The organism is Panacibacter ginsenosidivorans (assembly GCF_007971225.1).
Classification (GTDB): domain Bacteria; phylum Bacteroidota; class Bacteroidia; order Chitinophagales; family Chitinophagaceae; genus Panacibacter; species Panacibacter ginsenosidivorans.
Genome location: NZ_CP042435.1, coordinates 1185384 through 1205690 on the forward strand (window position 1 = coordinate 1185384; position 20307 = coordinate 1205690).

Annotated in this window: 16 protein-coding genes and 1 tRNA gene; 11 read left to right on the forward strand and 6 right to left on the reverse strand. The window is 36.6% G+C overall.

Annotation, left to right across the window (positions count from 1 at the left end; translation table 11 throughout):
- Nucleotides 1-122: 122 nt before the first annotated feature.
- Entirely contained in the window at nucleotides 123-863 is a 741-nt protein-coding gene (locus tag FRZ67_RS04935; RefSeq protein WP_147188476.1) for a GntR family transcriptional regulator, read from the reverse strand.
- A gap of 310 nt (nucleotides 864-1173) precedes the next feature.
- On the opposite strand from FRZ67_RS04935, the gene FRZ67_RS04940 reads away from it, so the two are divergent.
- Nucleotides 1174-3135 carry a sialate O-acetylesterase gene (locus FRZ67_RS04940; protein ID WP_147188477.1) on the forward strand — a complete coding sequence of 654 codons (1962 nt, stop codon included), beginning with the start codon at nucleotides 1174-1176 and terminating at the stop codon, nucleotides 3133-3135.
- Between the two features lie 47 nt (nucleotides 3136-3182).
- Here FRZ67_RS04940 and lnt read toward each other — a convergent pair whose 3' ends face one another.
- Nucleotides 3183-4742: an apolipoprotein N-acyltransferase gene (lnt, locus tag FRZ67_RS04945; RefSeq protein WP_147188478.1), complete on the reverse strand. Its 1560-nt coding sequence runs from the start codon at nucleotides 4740-4742 to the stop codon at nucleotides 3183-3185.
- A 687-nt stretch (nucleotides 4743-5429) separates the two neighbouring features.
- Here lnt and FRZ67_RS04950 point away from each other — a divergent pair.
- Both FRZ67_RS04950 and FRZ67_RS04955 read left to right on the forward strand, forming a co-directional pair.
- Nucleotides 5430-5651: a hypothetical protein gene (locus tag FRZ67_RS04950; protein ID WP_147188479.1), complete on the forward strand. Its 222-nt coding sequence runs from the start codon at nucleotides 5430-5432 to the stop codon at nucleotides 5649-5651.
- Nucleotides 5652-5696: 45 nt separating this feature from the next.
- Nucleotides 5697-7166: a glycoside hydrolase family 130 protein gene (locus tag FRZ67_RS04955; protein WP_147188480.1), complete on the forward strand. Its 1470-nt coding sequence runs from the start codon at nucleotides 5697-5699 to the stop codon at nucleotides 7164-7166.
- A gap of 82 nt (nucleotides 7167-7248) precedes the next feature.
- On the opposite strand, the gene FRZ67_RS04960 is transcribed toward FRZ67_RS04955, so the two are convergent.
- The 3 genes from FRZ67_RS04960 to FRZ67_RS04970 form a co-directional block, all read right to left on the reverse strand.
- Nucleotides 7249-8268, reverse strand: coding sequence for a glycosyltransferase family 4 protein (locus tag FRZ67_RS04960; RefSeq protein ID WP_147188481.1), 1020 nt, complete (start codon nucleotides 8266-8268; stop codon nucleotides 7249-7251).
- Nucleotides 8265-10556: a glycosyltransferase family 4 protein gene (locus FRZ67_RS04965; RefSeq protein ID WP_147188482.1), complete on the reverse strand. Its 2292-nt coding sequence runs from the start codon at nucleotides 10554-10556 to the stop codon at nucleotides 8265-8267. The genes FRZ67_RS04960 and FRZ67_RS04965 overlap by 4 nt, the downstream gene beginning before the upstream one ends.
- Before the next feature lie 742 nt (nucleotides 10557-11298).
- Nucleotides 11299-11706: a cupin domain-containing protein gene (locus tag FRZ67_RS04970; RefSeq protein ID WP_147188483.1), complete on the reverse strand. Its 408-nt coding sequence runs from the start codon at nucleotides 11704-11706 to the stop codon at nucleotides 11299-11301.
- A 117-nt stretch (nucleotides 11707-11823) separates the two neighbouring features.
- Between FRZ67_RS04970 and FRZ67_RS04975 the strand changes: the two genes are divergently transcribed.
- Nucleotides 11824-12744, forward strand: coding sequence for a mechanosensitive ion channel family protein (locus tag FRZ67_RS04975; RefSeq protein WP_147188484.1), 921 nt, complete (start codon nucleotides 11824-11826; stop codon nucleotides 12742-12744).
- 174 nt (nucleotides 12745-12918) lie between these two features.
- Nucleotides 12919-13956 (forward strand): Gfo/Idh/MocA family protein, encoded by a 1038-nt coding sequence (locus FRZ67_RS04980; protein WP_147188485.1) that lies wholly within the window; start codon nucleotides 12919-12921, stop codon nucleotides 13954-13956.
- A gap of 369 nt (nucleotides 13957-14325) precedes the next feature.
- Here the strand turns inward: FRZ67_RS04980 and FRZ67_RS04985 are convergent.
- Nucleotides 14326-14399, reverse strand: a tRNA-Pro gene (locus FRZ67_RS04985).
- Nucleotides 14400-14522: 123 nt separating this feature from the next.
- Here FRZ67_RS04985 and FRZ67_RS04990 point away from each other — a divergent pair.
- The 6 genes from FRZ67_RS04990 to FRZ67_RS05015 all read left to right on the forward strand — a co-directional run bounded on the left by FRZ67_RS04990 (nucleotide 14523) and on the right by FRZ67_RS05015 (nucleotide 20304).
- On the forward strand, nucleotides 14523-15782 hold the full coding sequence (locus FRZ67_RS04990) for a dihydroorotase (RefSeq protein ID WP_147188486.1): 1260 nt from the start codon (nucleotides 14523-14525) through the stop codon (nucleotides 15780-15782).
- Nucleotides 15783-15793: 11 nt separating this feature from the next.
- Nucleotides 15794-16318 (forward strand): DUF4199 domain-containing protein, encoded by a 525-nt coding sequence (locus tag FRZ67_RS04995; protein WP_147188487.1) that lies wholly within the window; start codon nucleotides 15794-15796, stop codon nucleotides 16316-16318.
- A gap of 9 nt (nucleotides 16319-16327) precedes the next feature.
- The gene (locus FRZ67_RS05000) at nucleotides 16328-17272 is read left to right on the forward strand and encodes a glycosyltransferase family 2 protein (protein ID WP_147188488.1); all 945 of its coding nucleotides are present in this window, start codon (nucleotides 16328-16330) and stop codon (nucleotides 17270-17272) included.
- Nucleotides 17273-17290: 18 nt separating this feature from the next.
- On the forward strand, nucleotides 17291-18421 hold the full coding sequence (locus tag FRZ67_RS05005) for a glycosyltransferase (RefSeq protein WP_147188489.1): 1131 nt from the start codon (nucleotides 17291-17293) through the stop codon (nucleotides 18419-18421).
- Nucleotides 18422-18679: 258 nt separating this feature from the next.
- Complete coding sequence (locus FRZ67_RS05010) at nucleotides 18680-19705, forward strand: GHMP family kinase ATP-binding protein (RefSeq protein ID WP_147188490.1); 1026 nt, start codon at nucleotides 18680-18682, stop codon at nucleotides 19703-19705.
- Nucleotides 19706-19728: 23 nt separating this feature from the next.
- Nucleotides 19729-20304, forward strand: a complete 576-nt coding sequence (locus tag FRZ67_RS05015; protein WP_192903899.1) for a D-sedoheptulose-7-phosphate isomerase — start codon at nucleotides 19729-19731, stop codon at nucleotides 20302-20304.
- Nucleotides 20305-20307: the final 3 nt, after the last annotated feature.

Genomic DNA, 20307 nt, shown 5'->3' on the forward strand with positions numbered 1-20307 from the left:
GCGTCGCACACTGCAACACATAGAACATTATTGCGCATGATGCAAGCATCAGCAAACTAATCAAAAAGTAAGAATGTTCATACATATTAATGTGCAAATTTTAATTATTGAAACAAAGATCCCTAACCTCTTTCTATATCTATAGTATAAGTAAACCTGTCTGCACGATAATAGCCTACATTATATTCTATGGGTCTGTCACCCGGATCGAACACAACTCTTTTGCGAAATAATATTGGATCTCCAACCGCAACCTTCAACACTTCAGATAATTCATCATCGGCAAGTATAGCACTTATGCCTTCCCTTGAAATGGCTGCAGATGTATGATGTTCATTTTCCAGCATCTCGTATAATGGCTTCGAAAAATCTTCATCTCCCGTTAATCCAATACGTGGGTGGAAATAAGAAATAAAATAAACAATCGGTTCAGAAGCTATGCCACGCACTCTTTCCAGCTTCAGAATTTTTGTTTTCTTATCTATGTTAAACACTTTACTGAGTTCACTATCCGCTACTTCCCAGCTTATCTTTAAACTGTAGTTTCTGAACTTTACACCCTTCTCATCCATTTCATGGGTAAAGCTTGTCCATTTGTTTAGCTTGGTAGTAATATTCTTATTAGCAACTTTGGTTCCTACACCTTTTTTCCTGATCAATAACTTTTCATATACCAATTTGTTGGTTGCCTGTCGTACTGTATTTCGTGATATGCCGAGCTTCTTTGCAATGTCTACTTCGTTAGGTAACAGTTTTCCGTTTTGGTATTCCGGTTGTTCTATCAGCTTTCGCAAAAGATCTTCTACCTGGTAGTGAAGTGGTAATACACTGCTGTGATCTATTACAAAAGATTCCTTGGCCATTGAAATTTTATTTGTTTAAATGTTCAGACATAGTAAAATTGATTTATTTTCACATTCCGAACAAATTTTTTTTATAATTATAAAATATAATTGCCTTGTGCTGATCTGATTCCTTTGTAAATAATTTTTGTAGCAGAATTTCGACAATGAATTAATAAGTCAGTTTTAAGTAATGTATTGCAAGGTGATAAAAATTTTGAAGCTATATATTGTTGAATAGTATTACTGCCGTACCAGTGAGTGACACAACAAAAGCATCATAGCAGTAATACAGTTGGTTCCAAAAAATGTCTTTCCTAAAAATAGTTTTATGAAAAAAAAGACTTGCCTGTTTCTTTTGATTGGATGTAATATTTTTTTGTGTACTGTTCATGCAACAATAAAATTGCCCAACATTTTTCAGAGCAATATGGTTTTGCAAAGAGGTATGCCATGCAGAGTCTGGGGCTGTGCCGACAAGAATGAAGCAGTAACAATTGAAACGGAAGGCAAGAGCTATAAAACTAAAACATCAAAAGATGGTAAGTGGATGATAACACTGCCGCAACATAATGCCGGCGGACCTTACACCATAATAATCAAAGGAAAAAATACAATTGAACTGAATAATATTTTGTATGGTGATATATGGATCTGTGGCGGACAAAGTAATATGCAATTTCATGTGAGCGAGGTTAAGGATAAAGAAACAGACGCAGCAAGAGACAATAATAACAATATAAGATTATTTACTGCCGGGCTTGCAACAGATTATGTGCAGCAGGATACATTGAGCAGTGGCGAATGGAAAACCTGTGACATTACTTCTATTCAAAATTTTTCTGCCGTTGCATTTTATTTTGGCAGGCATTTACAGGAAAATCTGCATGTTCCAATTGGATTGATAAGTGATAATCTTGGCGCCACTTCTGTTGAAACATGGATGAGCAATGATGCGTTGAAACAGTTTCCGCAATTCAGTGATTATTACAACTTATACCTCGCACCGAAAAAAAGTTTTAAACAACTCAATGCGTCATTTGCCGAAATGAAACCTACATGGGAAAAGGCTATTTACCTCACCAATGATCCCGGTCTTACAGAAGAATGGTACAAACCTTCTACAGACATAACAACATGGCAGGACATAGATGTACCGGGCTATTGGAGCAATAACGAACTTAAAGATTTCGATGGTTCTGTTTGGATGCGCAGAACTTTTGATCTGCCTGAAAATTATAAGGAAAAAACTTTTCGCATTAGCCTGGGGCAGGTTGACGATTATGATATTGCATGGGTGAATGGTCATAAAGTGGGGGAAACTTTTGGTAATTACAACTGGCGTAATTATGATGTTCCTGATTCATTTCTTCAACCAAAAAATAATGTGCTTGTTGTTAGAGTTTTTGATGCAGGCAATAAAGGTGGCATGTATAATATGTTTTGGGACCCACGTCTTGCAGGCAAATGGAAATATAAAACAGGTGCAAAGATCGATTCGGCTTCTTTTAAAAAACCTGTCGTTGTAAACAACTATATTTTTGGAACACCTGCATTGTTGTATAATGGTTGTATTGCACCGATTACCAATCTTGCAATCAAAGGCGTTATATGGTACCAGGGAGAAAGCAATGCAGATCGTGCAGCAGAATACAGATCATTGTTCCCCGCATTTATAAAAGACTGGCGCACGCAATTTAAACAGGATAGTTTGCCATTTCTTTTTGTGCAGCTTGCCGGTTACATGCCGGAGCCTGAAAAGCCCGCCAATAGTGATTGGGCGGAGTTAAGAGATGCACAGGCATCTGCACTATTATTACCTAACACAGGCATGGCTACTGCAATAGATATTGGTGACGCAAATGATATTCATCCAAAAAATAAAAAGGATGTTGGTGTACGACTTGCATTGGCTGCACTCAAAAAAATTTATCATGTAGATACTGCTTACACAAGCCCTGTGTATGACCACATGGAAATAAAAGATGGCAATGTCATTATTTCTTTTAAAGATAATCCCCAACTTATTTCAAAAGATAAATATGGATACCTGCGTGGCTTTGCTATAGCTGGTGCTGACAATATCTTTCATTGGGCGCAGGCTTATATAAAAAACAATACTGTTGTTGTTTTCAGCAATGATGTACAATCGCCCAAAGCAGTAAGATATGCCTGGGCAGATAATCCCGGTCCACTTGATCTTTATACAACAAAAGGTTTACCTGTAGCGCCTTTCAGAACAGATGACTTTAAATTAGGTACCGAAGGAAAAACATTTGAATATATTCCTTAAAGATTTTTGTAACCAAGCATTGGTGGTAGTATTAAGCTCCTGTTGTGTCACTCACTTGTACTTTTTGTAATGCTGTGCGGCATGTTGCGGCAGCTTTTTTTTGTGTTAACTATATTCAGGATGAAAATAATCCCGATATACAAAACACACAAATACACAAACAGGAAAGGATATTCTGCAGCGAGCGAAAAATTATCATGCTTATTTATAGAAACCAACTTTATAAAGGGTTCATCACTTTTTTCTTTTAACACTACTTTCCCTAAAGCATTTACCAGGCCAGCATAACCATTGTTACTGTTGAATGCAATATCTCTTCTTGTTTCCACAGCACGTAATTTTACATTCCAGAAATGAAGGTCTGTTAAATAGGTATCGCTGAACCAGCCGTCATTACTAAGGTTTACTAAAAAATCCGCACCACGCTGCACCATCGATGATGCTGATTGTGGCAAGGTAGATTCATTACAGATCATCACGCCGGCGTTTCCATATGCTGTTGGCAACGGATCATTTGATTCACCCGGTTGCACCATAAAACCAATGCTGGAAAGGAACGGGAAAGACAGACCTGCAAAAGAAGATTCTATAAAAGACAAAAGATAACGCTTATCATAACGGCCCTGAACTGAGCCGTTTGGCGCAAGAGCATATACTGAATTGTATACCACATTGCTTTCATAATCTGTATTTATACCCAATAAATGTGTAGGCTTTGAAGAAGCAGATATGCGGAGTAATTCTTTTACAAGATCATCATTTGGTCTGTACGTCCACGGCACAGCAGATTCTGACCAAAGAATAATATCAGGATGTTGTGCAGCTGCAATACTATCCAGTCTTAATAAAGAAGCTACCAGTTTATTGCCATTTTTGTCATCCCATTTTATTTCTGGTTTTATATTCTCATTCAGGATGGCAATGCTTATTGGTTTGTTATCATTTTTTTCTTTGTCAGTATTATTTAGTAATAAATAACCCCAGCCCATATATAAACCAATCAATGCAATAGGCAAGCTCAAATGGAACCATCGTTTTGCTGCAATTGCAGATGCAATGCAATAATTAACCAGTATCACAATGAAAGAAAGTATATGCATTCCAAAAACAGAAGCTGGCTGAATACTATATATATTTTCAAGTAATCCAATTCCCGAATGAAAACCAAACCAGGGCATACCTGTGGTAATATTCATCAGCAACGCCTCGCCTGTTACCCAAATTGTTGACATTAATAAGGCGTTCTTAATAAAACTATACTTTGTTTCTTTTTTGGAATGTAATAAAAAAAAAAGATAGTTAATCAAACCGAAGTATATAGCAAAGAATACAGCAGAAAAAGAAAATACAATTATTCCATATACTAAACTGCTTCCGGTAAAACGTTGTGCGCCTGGTATCATCCAGTAAAAAGTAGGGAATGCTAAAACCAAACCAAATATTGCACCTCCCCGAAATGCAGTTTTTTTATTACAATCTGATAGTAAATAAAATAGTGGGACAAAACACAACCAGATAGTAATAAAATTTACGTGCATGACAGAAAAGAAAGTAAGTATACCCGAGGCAATAGCAGCTATGAAATAATTAAATAAGTATTTACTCATAAGGTCTGAGAATATTTGATACTGCAATATATAAAGCTTATTTGGTTAATTTTTCTTACCGCATTTACCGATTTACAAAAGATGCCTGTTGTTATCAAAGTACAAGTGTGCGACGCAACAGGCGATGCCATATGCAACACTGATTGGTTCATAATAACTCTCTCACTTTTAGTTTAGCCAACTGATGCATGATTGCATGACAGGATTTTCCGTGTTTATCTTTCTGTTCTTGCCAGGTATATACTTTTAACATTTATACATATTGCAAGACAAAGTTTTTGTTTACCATTTAAACCTATGCATAGAAAGAGTCTATAAATAATTTTATCATGATCTTATTTTTGAGCCGATCTGCATTACTACTATTCATTTTTAGTTGCGTCGCACTCCTGTACTGTTCATTCATTATGCAACAGGCGATGCTGCCACTTAATAACAGATCAACAAATTTTAGTTTTTCACCCGATTTTTTTAAGTGCCGGTAAAACTGTGGATTTTTTACAAAATGGCATGTAATTCGTTTGCTATATTTAAATATTAGAGCTTCGAATATTTGGAATTCAGGAAACTTATTTGCTAAATAAAAATCAGTACCTTCCAATGAGGTGAGTGATTACATTGTGGCACGCAGCAAGTAATGAAACAACTCTTCCAAACTACTTAGTAAACATAATTTGTTTTTAAATTATGGCAGCAGTTAATAAAATCTTTCCGGCCTTTTTTTCAGGCAATGGTAAAATGGGAGAAAGGATTCGCAATTTCGACTGGAATACAGCACCACCGGACGTTACGCTTTCACAACGCAGCCAGTTTGGGTTGGATGGGGAAAGGAACTTTAAACTACGCAATCATCCTTATAAAACAATTGTAGGTGGTAAGCATCCACAAGCTTTAGGGAAACAAGCATAATGGTATAGTTTTAGAATGAAAATGAAATACAGTTTAATTTAAAATATGCGAATAAATATTACCAGGAAACCGATCAAGATAAATCCTGACATAAAACGCGTTATTGCTAGATTCTTTTTTAATGGGGATGAAAGGGCTAAAGATGTTATTGGGCTGGTAATGTCTTTAAGTGAAAAGGAAGTAAAAGAAGAATTAACTTTTATATTCAGGGAGTTTGCCAGGCGGCACAGAAACATCAGCAGAATATTTGAGCGCAATTGCGAAAGGCTTTCTTACCTTTTTAAGGAAATGGGTATTCCATTCAACGATATGGATCCTAACCGCAAAATGCTTATTGGCTCTTATTTTACACACGAGTATTCCATAGAATCAGCAGCTTTTTTTAATCCTTCTATTGTAGAAGATCCTGACCAGTCAGATTTACAGGAAGGGGAAAAAAGAGTGATCATAAGTTTCCGTGCAGTGGGGGAAGGGCATATTTCATCTATAGTATTCCGGAGAGCCTTTCTGGATGCGCATAATAATATTTCTATCATGCCCGCTGGTACTTTAATAGAAGAAGCTGATATTATAAAGAACACGGTATATAAAAAAGATATTTTCTCTACTGCTTTGTTAAGCCAGGTGAAGAACGATGTAATTAATCAACTCGAAAAAAGTTTGCCTGATAGTTTTGATTATAAAGAATTAAAGAAAGTAATTACTACCCTTGAAACAAAGGATATTGATGACCAAACCAAATACGCGTTGGAAAAAATACTGTGGCTTGCAGACTCTTATCACTATGTACATTTTTCGCTTGACACGGATATTTCCGATAGGGTTATTTTTCCAATCTCTGAATTTGAAAAGAAAGGCGTTGAAGATGCACGTTTTGTAAAATTTACTGATGATGAGGGCAATGCCCATTATTATGCAACATACACGGCTTATGATGGAATAACTATTCAGCCTAAACTTTTACAGACCGATAATTTCTACGACTTTCATATTACACCATTATACGGTAGTGGGGCAAAAAATAAAAATCTCGCATTGTTCCCTCGGAAAATAAATGGCAACTATGTAATGATCTCGAGAATTGATGGTGTAAATAACTTTATTATGTTCTCAGATAAGATAAATGTGTGGGAATATCCTAAACAATTACAATCCCCAAAATATCCATGGGAGTTTACACAAATTGGCAATTGCGGAAGCCCCATTGAGACAGATAAAGGATGGCTACTGATAACACATGGCGTTGGCGCTATGCGCCGCTATTGTCTTGGCGCAAGCCTTTTCGATCTTGAAGATCCAACGATTGAAATAGGCCGTCTGAAAGAGCCTTTGCTTATGCCAAATGATAATGAGCGTGAAGGTTACGTGCCCAATGTTTTGTATTCATGCGGAAGTTTTATACACAATGGTGAGTTGATCGTTCCGTATGGTTTGTCTGACTATGGTTCCAGTTTTATGACCGTTTCTTTAAAAGATCTGCTGGATAAAATTATCAGCGAAGGCACAGGTGGGTAATACATTATTGAACCCGGCTTTTGTAAGTCTGTTAAGCATCGTTGCGTCGCACTCTTGTACTGTAGTACGCAGGATCATCAATTTATTTTAACGGGTGTGCTAATGCATATTCATATGCATTGATATACTTATCGATCATTTTTTTGTAGCTAAATTTATCTCTTGCATAATCAGCACATTCCCTCCTTTTTATATTTGGTAAATCTTTTATTGCATCAATTGCTTCGCTCATGTTATTTACAAGATAACCCGAGATTTTATTTTCTATTAGTTCAGCCATTGAACCTTTATTGTAAGCAATAACGGGCGTACCGCAAAACATTGCTTCAGCAACACTTAATCCAAAAGGCTCTTTAAAGTAAATAGGATGAAGCAACGCAAGAGCACTACCCAGAAGTTCATTTCTTTTCTCAGGTCCGGCATGACCGATAAATTGTATTTGTTCATGATCAATAAGCGGCTCTATTTTCTCTTTATAATATTTATTGTCTTGTACTATGCCTGCAATGATCAATTTTTTATTTACAGTCTTTGCAATTTGTATAGCATCATATGTTCCTTTGTCCGGATGAATTCGACCAAAATATAATAAATAATCTGCCGGAATTTCTTTAAAGGAAAATAAGCTCTCTTCAATACCATGATAAATTGTGTCAACATAATGTAATTCATTATTTCTATCTGCGTCACTTATAGATATATAATAATTCGTGGCATTGTACTTCTTATAAACAGGTATTATTTTTTCAGAAGAAAATCCATGAATAGTTGTTATAATAGGCGTTCTTATAAGGTTAGAATAAGTAAGCGGCAAAAAATCAAAATGATTATGAATAATATCATATTCATTTGCTGTTTCCATAAGATGGCTTATATGCAAACATTCAGACACTTTAGCATCACTATCTTTATCTTCTTCATAGCCACGCTCTATTACACCATCATATTTTGCTGAGGTAAGTGAGTCTTTTGTAGCAAACAGTGTCACATCAAATCCTCTTTTCACCAAGCCTTCCGTTATATTATAAGCAACCTGCTCCCACGGACCATAATGCCTTGGCGGCGTTCGCCAGGCAACGGGAGCAAGCACAGCTATTTTCATATTTTTATAAGCTCGTTTATGTTGTTAAAATCCTGTATTCTCATGGGCAGGTTTGTATTTTTTTGTTGTTGTATTTTTTCTTTTTCATTCAGTTTCGTAACCGCCAGTGATGAGATGAAATAAGCAAGCGTGCTTTCTGCCCCCTGATTCCTGTTAATACTATTGTACTCAAGACCGTCCGAACAACCATGTGTTTCAGGATCGTACAAAGGAATATGTAATTCATTTTTTCCCAGGAACCACATAAAAGATGTATTCATGTCTGCAAGAAACTTAGTTTCTTTTGTTACATTATAAGCCTGTTCAAACATTAATACCATGGCCATTACTTCAATCGCCTGTTGGTCAAACACTGCAATTTTTGGATCTTTTTTATCACACCAGCCCTCATTGCCAATTGGCATAAGATAATCTTTAAATAGGGTTTTTTTCTTCAGAAATTCTATAGCCTGTATGGCAGTTTTTTTCACTTTTGTATTCCCTGTTATCTCATAACTGTGTAAAAGTGCAAGTGGCAAAATACCATTGTCGTATGTCATTTTATCTTCAAACCAATACCAGTTTTCTGTAGAATGTTTGGTAAAGGCATCCGTCAGTTTATTGGTCAGGTCATTCAGTATTGCAAGCATGCCTTCATCAGAAGGGTAACTTTTCATATAATAGCAAATGCCAATTAAAGTATTGGCTATTCCACGCACATGTTTTAAATCTTTAAAAACCGGGAATGATCTGCTGAAAAGTTCATGGGCAAATTCACGGTAAGAATTATTGGGTGCATCCCATATAAGATAGCACAATGCCCAAATGGTTCTGCCAAATGAATCTTCTGAACCTATTTCATCAAGATAACTTCTGTTAAAGTGTAAGAAATTCCTGAACCACCCATCATCTCTTTGCATATAATGAATATAACTAAGGTAGATGGGTAATAATTCTGTAGCTTCTTTGTTATGATGTTGATTGTATGACATTAATATCATGATTAAAGCCCTTGAATTATCATCAAGACAATAGCCTTCCTTTAGATTAGGTATGCCATATTTTGCATGCTGTACAATGCCGGTATCATCTGTAAGTCTTTTTATATGTGCCATATTAAACACAGGTACATTGCTTATTTCATGTGGCCTTGAATTTCTTAGCCTGCGATTGTTCTTTTTCTTAATAGCATCTGCAGACAACTCAAGATAGCGCGACCCTATCCGCGGCCATTTAATATACTCTGCATACAATAGTGCAGTTTTTTGAATGGCTTTTAATTTACAGTTGTCATCCAAAAGATCGTTTAACATAGTGCTTAAGACTGCTGCATTTTTAAAAGGAAATAATTTTCCTCTTCCTCCGTCCAGCAATTCTTTGGCATGCCAGTATGGTGTTGATAGACAGGCTGCGCCTGCACCCACTGCATAAGACAAAGTACCACTTGTTATTTGATCTTCATTCAAATAAGGAGTGATATAGATTTCAATGTTCTTTAAGTAGGTGAAGAGTTCTTCATCTGTTACAAACCTGTTTATAAAAAGAACATGATTACTTACATCAAGTGTTTCTGCAAGGCTAATAAGATAGTTCCTGTATTCTTCACCGGAATGTTTTAATACGGATGGATGTGTATTACCGAGTACAACATACAATACATCGGGATGATTAGCTATTACAGATGGTAAGGCTTTAATTACCGTTTCAATTCCTTTATTCTTGCTTAGTAAACCAAAAGTGAATAAAATCTTTCTGTCAGCAAATGCTTTCAATTCTCTTTTTACCATCAATGAAGTGCCTTCTGTATCAGGTACGCCATGTTCTATAATTGTTATTTTATCAGCAGGGATTTCGTAAATATTTTTTAAAAAATCTACTGCAAGTTTACTCATTACAACCAATTTGTGCACAGACCTTGCAATCTGCTGCATAATTATTTTTTGCAGGTATGATGGTTTTTTTAAAACAGTATGCACAGTTACAATTACCGGCATTTGTATATAATGAAGGAGTGTTAGAATATATAAACCATTATCCCCGCCAAATATTCCATATTCATGTTGAATAATGCAGATATCAGTATCAGATTCATTGAGGTAATTTGCAGCATCAATGTAATCCTGTTGATAACTTTGCCTTATCCTGTAAATAACTCTTTCACTATATTCATAGTCCGCACCCTCATCATCCATTGCAATAATATTTACATCAGCCGCATCATTTATTTCTATTGCATCTGAAAGGTTTTTTGTAAACGTTGCAATGCCACACTTACGCGGTGTATAGGTTCCTATTAAAGTTAATTTCATAAGTTAATTTTTGTAGCAACTCTAAAGGCAACAAAAATTATGCTTATAAACTAAAGCCTTAAAAACTACTAAACCGCTCTTCAGAATGTAGGTAATGAAATACAGAACTATAAGGCTTCTTAAGATTTGAAGAAAAAAAATAAGTAAAAATGACAAAAAGAATAAATAATAAGAAAGGGGAAAACTTTCCTCAAACATAAATAGATTATAATACCCTCCACGCAGAATAGAAGTTTTTAGTTAGTAGTAGTTGTAAAAAGACGGTATCTTTTGGGTGATCTTTGTTTTTTATGAAACCAGCTGATATTTACATGGCATCTTCTGTTGCGTCGCACACTTGTACACCTGAAAAAAATAAACAGAAGAAGCAGGTACTTTTGCCTGACTTATTTGCAGGTTGCAATACCAGTAGTCAGGTCGGTTTTATTTTGAGTGATATTAGCCCTTCAACTTAAAAACCTCTAAGTGGTTAAGGATAAAAAGCATCCCGCAAGAGATGCTCAGCTCAGGTTTATCTTAGGTATAGCAACGCGTTTAACCTTCAAACCATTAAAAAAATACAAAGGTTGTACTACAGCTTATGTTATTAAATAATTCTACCGATACAACAGGTAATATCTTTCCCTGTTTCATACAGGTTATTCGGAAATCACTCACCACATTCTGATGATCACATCAGCATTATCCTTGAATGTATCTGACACATTTAATAACACAGGTGAACTATAATACATGGTAAAATCTACTGTTGCTTTATTTTATTTTTTTCACTAAAAACAGTGAGCAACAATACAGATTCCTGAATAGCTGTTGCATTAAAAGGTTGTTTGCTGTGCAACACAACTATGTTTCCATCGCTGAGATTTTTTACACCCTGGGTTGATTCAAAACTTACCGCACCTTCAATTATCTGAGCTGTTAGAAGTGCATCTATTTCCTGTGGAAATAAGGTAGCACCTCCTTTTAGAACAAGAAGAACAATGGTAACGCTATCATTTTTGAAGATCGTTATTGCATTTCTGTCACTCTTTTCCCATGTTATCTCCTGCTTCAGCAACAGAATATTTTCTTTAACGTCAGCATATAATTGAGATGCATCAAGTATTCTTGAACCCTCCGGACGATTTTTTGTTGCTTCACTATATTTCATATTTCATTTTTTTCTCTGGTAAATACAAAACGTCATTTTTGCCTTAACGCAATTACCCTGCCATAAGAACTTTTGGAGAAACACATATTTGCCCTGGCCAACAAAACGAGGGAGCAAATGATGGTATTTATCAGCAACAATAAAATTTTATATGTAAGGCTTTCAAAACTTCATCAGCGTTATAAATATAATGTTACCATAAGCTGGCATGTTTTTAGAATTTCAACTGTATTAAATTCTCCAAACATGCATTTTGATATAAATAAGTTTTACAGTACAGCCTATAACTGGATTTTAGCCTTTGGTCCGCGGCTGATAGCGGCAATCATCTTTTTTGTTGTTGCACAATGGACAATAAGGATTTTAAAAAGAGGCATGAATAAAGCTCTTTTTAAAAAAAATATTAGCAGTTCTCTTAAGCCATTCCTTGTAAGTTTAACTGCTGCCATCTTACAGGTTCTTACCGTTCTAGTTGTTCTGCAAATACTGAATTTACGATTAACAATATTCACTGCTATCGTTGGTGGTATAAGTGTAGCAGCAGGTTTAGCTTTATCCGGCACACTCCAGAATTTCACCAGTGGCGTTTTAATTTTGTTGTTGAAACCTTATCGGTCCGGTGATACCATAGTTGCACAGGGATATGAGGGCATCGTTAAATCAATACAGATCTTTTACACTTTGATCAATACTTATGATAACAAAACGGTAGTAGTTCCAAATAGCAAATTATCAAACGAAGTAATTGTTAACCTTAGTCGTGAAACCACCAGAAGGCTTGATATATCTCTAAAGCTTGGTTTCGGAATTGATTTTGATAAAATAAAGAATGTGGTGAATGACACGATCAAAAATTTTCCGGGGATAACATCAAATCCAAAACCAGATCTGGGCATTGCCGAAGTGTTGGCTGATGGTTACAGAGTTGAACTAAATGTTTGGGTCAGTTCAAAAGACTTTCATAAACTAAGAAATAGCTTGCAGGAAAAGCTTATCTGCGATATGAAAAAAGCTGAAATAAAATTGCCCGGTACCTAATGAAAAATAGATGTTGTTTTAAGTTGAATGGTGGACAAGGCGCAGAAGTGTGCGACGCAACGAAGATGACATGGTTGCTTTTGCCGGCATCATAAAACATCCCGTAACTATAATGCTCTTAAATTGAACCAAGAAAAAATATTAGAATTTTCTGAATCAGCAATTACAGGTGAGATGCATAAAAAAATAGGTTTTGCAATTCTAGGATTAGGAGAGCTTACAGAAACGCAATTACTGCCGGCATTCGAAAAATGCAGGTATGCTGAACCTGTGGCATTGGTAAGTGATGATACTTACAAGGCAAATGAACTTGCTGAAAAATATAATCTCAGGAAATCCTGCGTGTATAGCTATGATAATTTTGATGAGATCGGAAAAAATCCAGCTGTTGATGTTGTATATATTGTTTTGCCAAATGTTATGCACAAAGATTTTACGATAAGATCAGCAAAGGCAGGCAAACACGTGCTGTGCGAAAAGCCTATGGCTACAAACATTTCAGATGCTAAAATGATGATCGATGCATGTAAAAATGCAAATCGAAAACTAATGATAGCGTATCGTATTCAGCATGAGCCGCATAACAGGGTTATAAAAGAATGGATAGACAATGATGTATTTGGCAGGGTTAAAGTGATTGAATGTTTTAACGGCGAATATATTGATGATGCATCTCAATGGCGTTTTAAGCAATCGCTTGCGGGTGGCGGAGCTCTTATGGATCTGGGAATTTATTGCATCAATACCATCCGTTTTTTAACCGGCAATGAACCTGTTTGGGTTGCTGCAAATATGTACAGCACACCAGGTGATAAAAGATTTAAAGAAGTGGAAGAAACAATTTTATTTCAGATGGGATTTGAGGACGGAATTATTGCATCATGCGCAGCCAGTTATAGTTTGAATTACCAGCGATACAGATGCTTTACCAATAATACCTGGTTTGGGATGGATCCTGCCTTTGCGTACAGCGATCTGAAGATCGAGGTATCTAAAACAAATGATGGAAAAGATTCTCCGCTGCCGGTTGTTAAACAGGAAAATCAATTTGTATTGGTGATGGATCACATGGCGGAATGTATTTTAAATGATAAAAGTTTAGCTACGCCTGGCGAGGAAGGATTAAAAGATCAATATGTAATTGCTGCCATTTACAAATCTGCAAAACAAAAAAAAGTGATATTTCTTAATGAAATAACAGAAGACAATTAACAACGGAAATTCATATTCGTTTGTGACCTTCTTCTTGTTGAGAGAATTCTGCTTTAATATTTTTTTCTTTGCTGATAACTAAACATCCATCCATTTGCGCCTCCTTGAGCAAATGATTCTATTGCCTGAAATTTACGAAACAAAAAGTAACCTCCCTTTGATCCGAAAAACATAACAGGGCAAAAGCCTTGTTTAGTTTTCAAAAATCGCGGATCAATTTTTATTGACCTCAAGATAAAATTTCACGGAGTCGACTTTTAAAGCACCAAGGATTTAATGTTTCCCGATTTTATTTGATAGGAAGGAGAATAAAAATGCCTGTAAAATCAGACATTTACAGGCATTTGAAGAAAATCAGATCTTAATCAGTCGGGTGGACTGGATTCGAACCAGCGACCCCCTGCACCCCATGCAGATACGCTACCGGGCTGCGCCACCACCCGAACCTCATGATAAAATATGTAAACCATACCTATCATCCCGTGGACCCATTTTTAGATGGGCTGCAAATGTAACGGCTTTTTACAAAAATCCGCCTATCTTGCGACAAATTTTACAGCCTTCTCATGAAGATTTTACTGAAGCAGGTTACTATTGCTGATCCAAATTCAACCTACAACGGTTTAGTAAAAGACATTCTGATTATTGACGGAAGTATTGCTCACATCAGAGATGAAATAACAGAAGCAGACAAAGTAATGCAGTTTAAAAACGCTGCGGTTTCTCCCGGCTGGGTAGATGTATTTACTCACTTTTGTGACCCGGGATTTGAATATCGGGAGACTGTTGAAAGTGGCGCTGCCGCTGCAGTTTCAGGGGGTTATACAAGAGTGTTCACCTTACCTAATACAGCCCCCGTAATACACAGTAAATCCCAGGTAGAATACATTGTTCAGAAAAGTGCTGGCACTGCAATTCATATACAACCTTTGGGGGCAGTCACAAAAAATATTGAGGGTAAAGATCTTGCTGAAATGTACGACATGTACTCAAGTGGCGCAGTCGCTTTTAGTGATGGTATAAACCCTGTTCAATCAGCAGGATTAATGGTAAAAGCGCTGCAATATGTAAAGGCTTTTAATGGTGTTGTTATACAGGTTCCTGTTGATAAAAGTATAGGCCAGTTTGGGCTGATGCATGAAGGAATTATTTCAACACAACTTGGGTTGCCCGGTATTCCTGCCATGGCAGAAGAATTGATGATTGCAAGAGATATTAAGTTGGCACGCTATGCCGATTCAAAACTTCATTTCACAGGAGTTACAACAGCAAAATCACTCGAGTATATAAAGAGAGCCAAAGATGCCGGTTTACAGGTCACCTGTTCAGTTACACCCTATCATTTGTTCTTTTGTGATGAAGATCTTACAACTTATGATACGAATCTGAAAGTAAATCCGCCGCTACGTTCAAGGGCTGATATGATGAATTTAAGAGAAGCTGTAAAAAATGGATTAGTGGATTGTATTGCATCGCATCATATACCACAGGATTGGGATAATAAAACCTGCGAGTTTGAATATGCAAAAAATGGTATGGTCGGTTTACAAACAGCTTATACTGCTGTACAAACTGCCATACCTGAATTAAGTACTGGTAATATTGCAGGGCTTTTTGCTACTAATGCAAGAAATATATTTTCACTGCCGCCGGCAACCATTAATGAAGGGTCAATTGCAGAGCTAACTATATTCAGCAAAGAAGGAAAAAATATATTTAATAAAGAGCAGATAAAAAGTAAATCTTACAATTCTGCTTTTGTTGATAGAGAGTTAAATGGGGAGGTTTTAGGTATATTTAATAAAAATCAGTTACTCTTAAATTAAATGCTTATATCATGGAACAAAAAGTTTCTACCCCGGTACAAAAGGGTCTGATCATTTCACTGCTTTTGATCATATTTGGTTTAGTGCTTTATTTCACTAACCAATATATGAATAAAGGTCTTTCTTATATTCAATATGTTATTCTGCTTGGAGGCATTATATGGAGTTGTAATACTTATGCCAAACAAATGAATGGCAATGTTACATTCGGGAATATTTTTGCGCATGGATTTAAAACAACTGCTTTTGTTGCTGCCCTGATGGCTGTATACACTTTGCTTGCAGTTAAATTTATTTTCCCTGAAATGATGGATAAAATAATGGATGCAGCCAGGCAGGAAATGATTAAAGGTGGCCAGTTGAGCGAAAGCCAGGTAGACCAGGGAATAGAAATGGGCAAGAAATTTTTTGTACCATTTGCAATAGGCGGTATCATTTTCTTTTTTGCTTTAGTAGGTGCTATAGGTTCACTTATAGGTGCGGCTACAGCTAAAAAAAATCCACAGGATCCTTTTGCGCAACAACCTCAAATGTAATTTTACAGAATGGATATATCCATAGTAATTCCTTTACTCAACGAAGAAGAATCTTTACCTGAATTATCAGAGTGGATTGTACGTGTGGTTACAGCAAACAATCTTACTTACGAAGTGATCTTTGTTGATGACGGCAGCACAGATAACAGCTGGGATATTATTCAAAGTATTGCCGCAAGAAATTGTCATTTTAAAGGCATAAAATTTCAACGCAACTACGGAAAAGCTGCCGCCTTAAATGAGGGATTTAAAGCTGCAAAAGGTGATGTGGTAATCACAATGGACGCCGACATGCAAGATTCTCCTGACGAAGTTCCTGAGCTGCGTAAAATGATCATCGAAGATGGCTACGACCTTGTAAGCGGTTGGAAAAAGAAACGCTACGATAATACATTAACTAAAAATTTACCTTCTAAATTTTATAATGCTGCGGCAAGAAGGATGTCAGGATTAAAACTCCATGATCTTAACTGTGGTTTGAAAGCTTATAAAAACAAAGTTATTAAAAGTGTGGAAGTGTATGGCGAGATGCACCGCTATATTCCTGTACTTGCAAAGAATGCAGGCTTTAGAAAGATCGGGGAAAAAATAGTTGAACACAGACCAAGAAAGTATGGTGTAACAAAATTTGGCTGGAACAGGTTTGTGAATGGCTTTCTTGATCTCATGACCATCACCTTCACCGGTAAATTTGGCAAGAGGCCTATGCATTTCTTTGGGCTGTATGGAACGCTTTGCTTTTTGATTGGCTTTGGCATCAGTGTTTATCTTATTATATCAAAATTTGTTGATGAAAATTTTGCGCTTACCAATAAACCATTATTTTATATCGGCATGGCAGTGATGATAATCGGTATGCAATTATTTCTTGCTGGTTTTGTTGCAGAACTTGTAACGAGAAATGCCGCTGACCGCAACACTTATCTTATAGATGAAAAACTCGGCATCAACTAATTCACAGATATTTGCTGCATGCAGAAAGTAGTTATCATCGGTCCTGCACATCCTTTGCGTGGTGGCCTTGCATCTTTCGATGAACGTCTTGCACGTGCATTTCAGCAACAGGGTGATGATGTTACCATCTATACTTTTTCATTACAATATCCCAACTTTCTTTTTCCCGGCACTACACAATATTCTTCTGAGCCTGCACCAACAGATATCAACATAAAAGTTTGTATCAATTCTGTCAATCCATTAAACTGGATCAGTGTTGGCAACGAACTGAAAAAATTACGACCAGATATTATTGTTGTTCGTTATTGGTTACCATTTATGGGTCCATGTCTCGGAACAATTTTGCGGCGTGTAAAAAAGAATAAGCATACAAAAATTGTAACAATTGCAGACAATGTTATTCCGCATGAAAAACGTCCCGGTGATAAACAGTTTACGCAATATTTAGTAAAGCCTGTTGATGCATTCATAACCATGAGTGAAAAAGTAATGAATGATCTGCGCACTTTTACAAATAAACCAGCAAAGCAAATCGTGCACCCTTTATATGATAATTTTGGAGAGCAGGTTGAGAAACAAAAAGCAAAAGAACATCTTGGCATCAACACGAATGAAAATATCATTCTCTTCTTCGGCTTCATAAGAAAATATAAAGGGCTCGACATTTTACTCGAAGCAATGAACGTTTTAAAAAACTCAAAACCCACAACCCAAAACATTAAACTGCTTATTGCCGGTGAATTCTATGAAGACCGCAAAACATACGATGATCTTATTCAGCAACTGAACATTAGCGATAAACTTATTTTAAGAACAGATTTTATTCCTGACAGCGAGGTGAAATATTATTTAAGCGCTGCAGATTTTGTAATACAGCCTTACTGCAATGCAACACAAAGCGGCGTTACGCCCCTCGCCTACCACTTCGAAAAGCCAATGCTGGTAACGAATGTAGGTGGTTTGCCCGATCTCGTGCCTGCAGGTAAAGTTGGCCTCGTATGTGAACCAAATCCCCAGGATATAGCTTCACATATTCTTAAGTTGTACGAATTAGGAGAAGACCATTTTTTGCCGCACCTTCGCGAAGAAAAAAAGAAATACAGCTGGAACGTTTTGGTAAATACCATCAAAGAATTAGCAAAGTAATTTTTTTATAAGCCCAACTGTAGTGCATGCATAATGCTTTCGTTGCGTCGCACTCTTGTACTGGTGAAGCAGCTATGAGCTGATAGCTGCGAGCTTTGAGCTTTTATGTTTTGCACGAAGCTCAAGGCTCAAAGCTTGTTTCTAATTTTTCCGAACGTACAAGTGAGTGACACAACAGGCGATGCTACGAAGAACAAAAGTTTGTAACAAAAAAATATAAGCTCGCAGCTCATAGCTGACAGCTCAAAGCTTGAAAATATGATCTACAGAAGCAGGGCTCCATTACGAATTGGTTTGGCTGGCGGTGGTACAGATGTTAGTCCGTACAGCGATGAATTTGGCGGTGCAATTTTGAATGCAACGATTTCGCATTATGCACATGCAAGCATTCAACCAATTGAAGAAAATGGTATCATTATTCAAACGCTTGACAGGAAAGAAGAGCAGCGTTTTGAATGGAATAACAATTTGCCAATTGATGGAAAACTTGATCTGTTGAAAGGCGTATATAACCGCATTCAAAAAGATTATGGTTTGCCCATGACAAATTTTTGTTTAAGCACTTTCGTAGACGCACCTGCAGGCAGTGGTTTGGGAACATCATCAACATTGGTTGTTGCGATCATTGGTGCATTTGCAGAAATGCTGAAGTTGCCATTGGGAGAATATGATATTGCGCATTATGCTTATGATATTGAAAGAAAAGATCTGCAATTAGCCGGTGGAAAACAAGATCAATATGCAGCAACATTTGGTGGCGTAAACTTTATGGAGTTTTATAGTGATGACAAAGTAATTGTGAATCCTTTACGCATCAAACAGGAATATTTGAATGAACTGGAAAACAATCTCGTTTTATATTTTACTTCAACAAGCCGTGAATCTGCAACAATCATAAAAGAGCAGCAAAAAAATGTGCTGGAGAAGAATGAGAAATCCATTGAAGCCATGCATTTGTTAAAAGACCAGGCCCGTATGATGAAAGAGGCTTTGTTAAAAGGCCGTTTACATGAGGTTGGAGAGATTCTTGATTACGGGTTTCAGCAGAAAAGAAATATGGCAAAAAATATTTCTAACGACGCTATTGAAACATTATATGAAGCTGTAAAAAAAGCTGGTGCAACAGGCGGGAAAATAAGTGGTGCAGGTGGCGGTGGGTTTATGATATTTTATTGCCCGGGCAACACACGTTATAAGGTTATTGAAACATTGAATACTTTTGGCGGCGAAGTAAAGCCTTACCGCTTTACAAAAGAAGGATTGAGAACATGGACGGCGCAGTGATTTTGGACTTAAAAGAAAATGTTATGAGTAAAAGAGTTAAAGAAATAATCAGCGCTTCAATTGAAACGAAGCAAAAGATTTTAGCAGATGAAAAAATGCTGCAAACAATCTGCGATGCAGTAAATGCAATTGCAGATGCATTTAAAAATGGAAAAAAAGTTTTGTTTTGTGGCAATGGTGGCAGCGCTGCAGATGCACAACATCTGGCTGCAGAATTTTCCGGGAGGTTCTATAAAGACAGAACAGCATTACCTTCTGAAGCTTTGCATTGCAATACATCTTATTTAACAGCAGTGGCTAATGACTATAGTTATGATGTGATCTATTCCCGCATAATAGAAGGAACAGGCAATGCAGGAGATGTATTGGTTGGCTTAAGTACATCCGGCAATTCCGGCAATATTGTAAAAGCATTTGAAGCTGCTAAGGAAAAACAAATGATCACAGTTGGTTTTACAGGAGAGACTGGTGGTAAGATGAAAGAATTAAGTGATTATTTATTTAATATTCCCTCGAAAGATACGCCACGCATACAGGAAAGCCATATTATGATCGGCCATATTATTTGCGAGTTGGTGGAAACAAAACTTTTCAGTTAATAA

What these genes read in the sequence shown, in the direction of transcription:
- FRZ67_RS04935 (WP_147188476.1), bottom strand. Translation starts at nt 863, where the DNA reads ATGGCCAAGGAATCTTTTGTAATAGATCACAGCAGTGTATTACCACTT.
- FRZ67_RS04940 (WP_147188477.1), top strand. Translation starts at nt 1,174, where the DNA reads ATGAAAAAAAAGACTTGCCTGTTTCTTTTGATTGGATGTAATATTTTT.
- lnt (WP_147188478.1), bottom strand. Translation starts at nt 4,742, where the DNA reads ATGAGTAAATACTTATTTAATTATTTCATAGCTGCTATTGCCTCGGGT.
- FRZ67_RS04950 (WP_147188479.1), top strand. Translation starts at nt 5,430, where the DNA reads ATGGCAGCAGTTAATAAAATCTTTCCGGCCTTTTTTTCAGGCAATGGT.
- FRZ67_RS04955 (WP_147188480.1), top strand. Translation starts at nt 5,697, where the DNA reads ATGCGAATAAATATTACCAGGAAACCGATCAAGATAAATCCTGACATA.
- FRZ67_RS04960 (WP_147188481.1), bottom strand. Translation starts at nt 8,268, where the DNA reads ATGAAAATAGCTGTGCTTGCTCCCGTTGCCTGGCGAACGCCGCCAAGG.
- FRZ67_RS04965 (WP_147188482.1), bottom strand. Translation starts at nt 10,556, where the DNA reads ATGAAATTAACTTTAATAGGAACCTATACACCGCGTAAGTGTGGCATT.
- FRZ67_RS04970 (WP_147188483.1), bottom strand. Translation starts at nt 11,706, where the DNA reads ATGAAATATAGTGAAGCAACAAAAAATCGTCCGGAGGGTTCAAGAATA.
- FRZ67_RS04975 (WP_147188484.1), top strand. Translation starts at nt 11,824, where the DNA reads ATGATGGTATTTATCAGCAACAATAAAATTTTATATGTAAGGCTTTCA.
- FRZ67_RS04980 (WP_147188485.1), top strand. Translation starts at nt 12,919, where the DNA reads ATGCATAAAAAAATAGGTTTTGCAATTCTAGGATTAGGAGAGCTTACA.
- FRZ67_RS04990 (WP_147188486.1), top strand. Translation starts at nt 14,523, where the DNA reads ATGAAGATTTTACTGAAGCAGGTTACTATTGCTGATCCAAATTCAACC.
- FRZ67_RS04995 (WP_147188487.1), top strand. Translation starts at nt 15,794, where the DNA reads ATGGAACAAAAAGTTTCTACCCCGGTACAAAAGGGTCTGATCATTTCA.
- FRZ67_RS05000 (WP_147188488.1), top strand. Translation starts at nt 16,328, where the DNA reads ATGGATATATCCATAGTAATTCCTTTACTCAACGAAGAAGAATCTTTA.
- FRZ67_RS05005 (WP_147188489.1), top strand. Translation starts at nt 17,291, where the DNA reads ATGCAGAAAGTAGTTATCATCGGTCCTGCACATCCTTTGCGTGGTGGC.
- FRZ67_RS05010 (WP_147188490.1), top strand. Translation starts at nt 18,680, where the DNA reads ATGATCTACAGAAGCAGGGCTCCATTACGAATTGGTTTGGCTGGCGGT.
- FRZ67_RS05015 (WP_192903899.1), top strand. Translation starts at nt 19,729, where the DNA reads ATGAGTAAAAGAGTTAAAGAAATAATCAGCGCTTCAATTGAAACGAAG.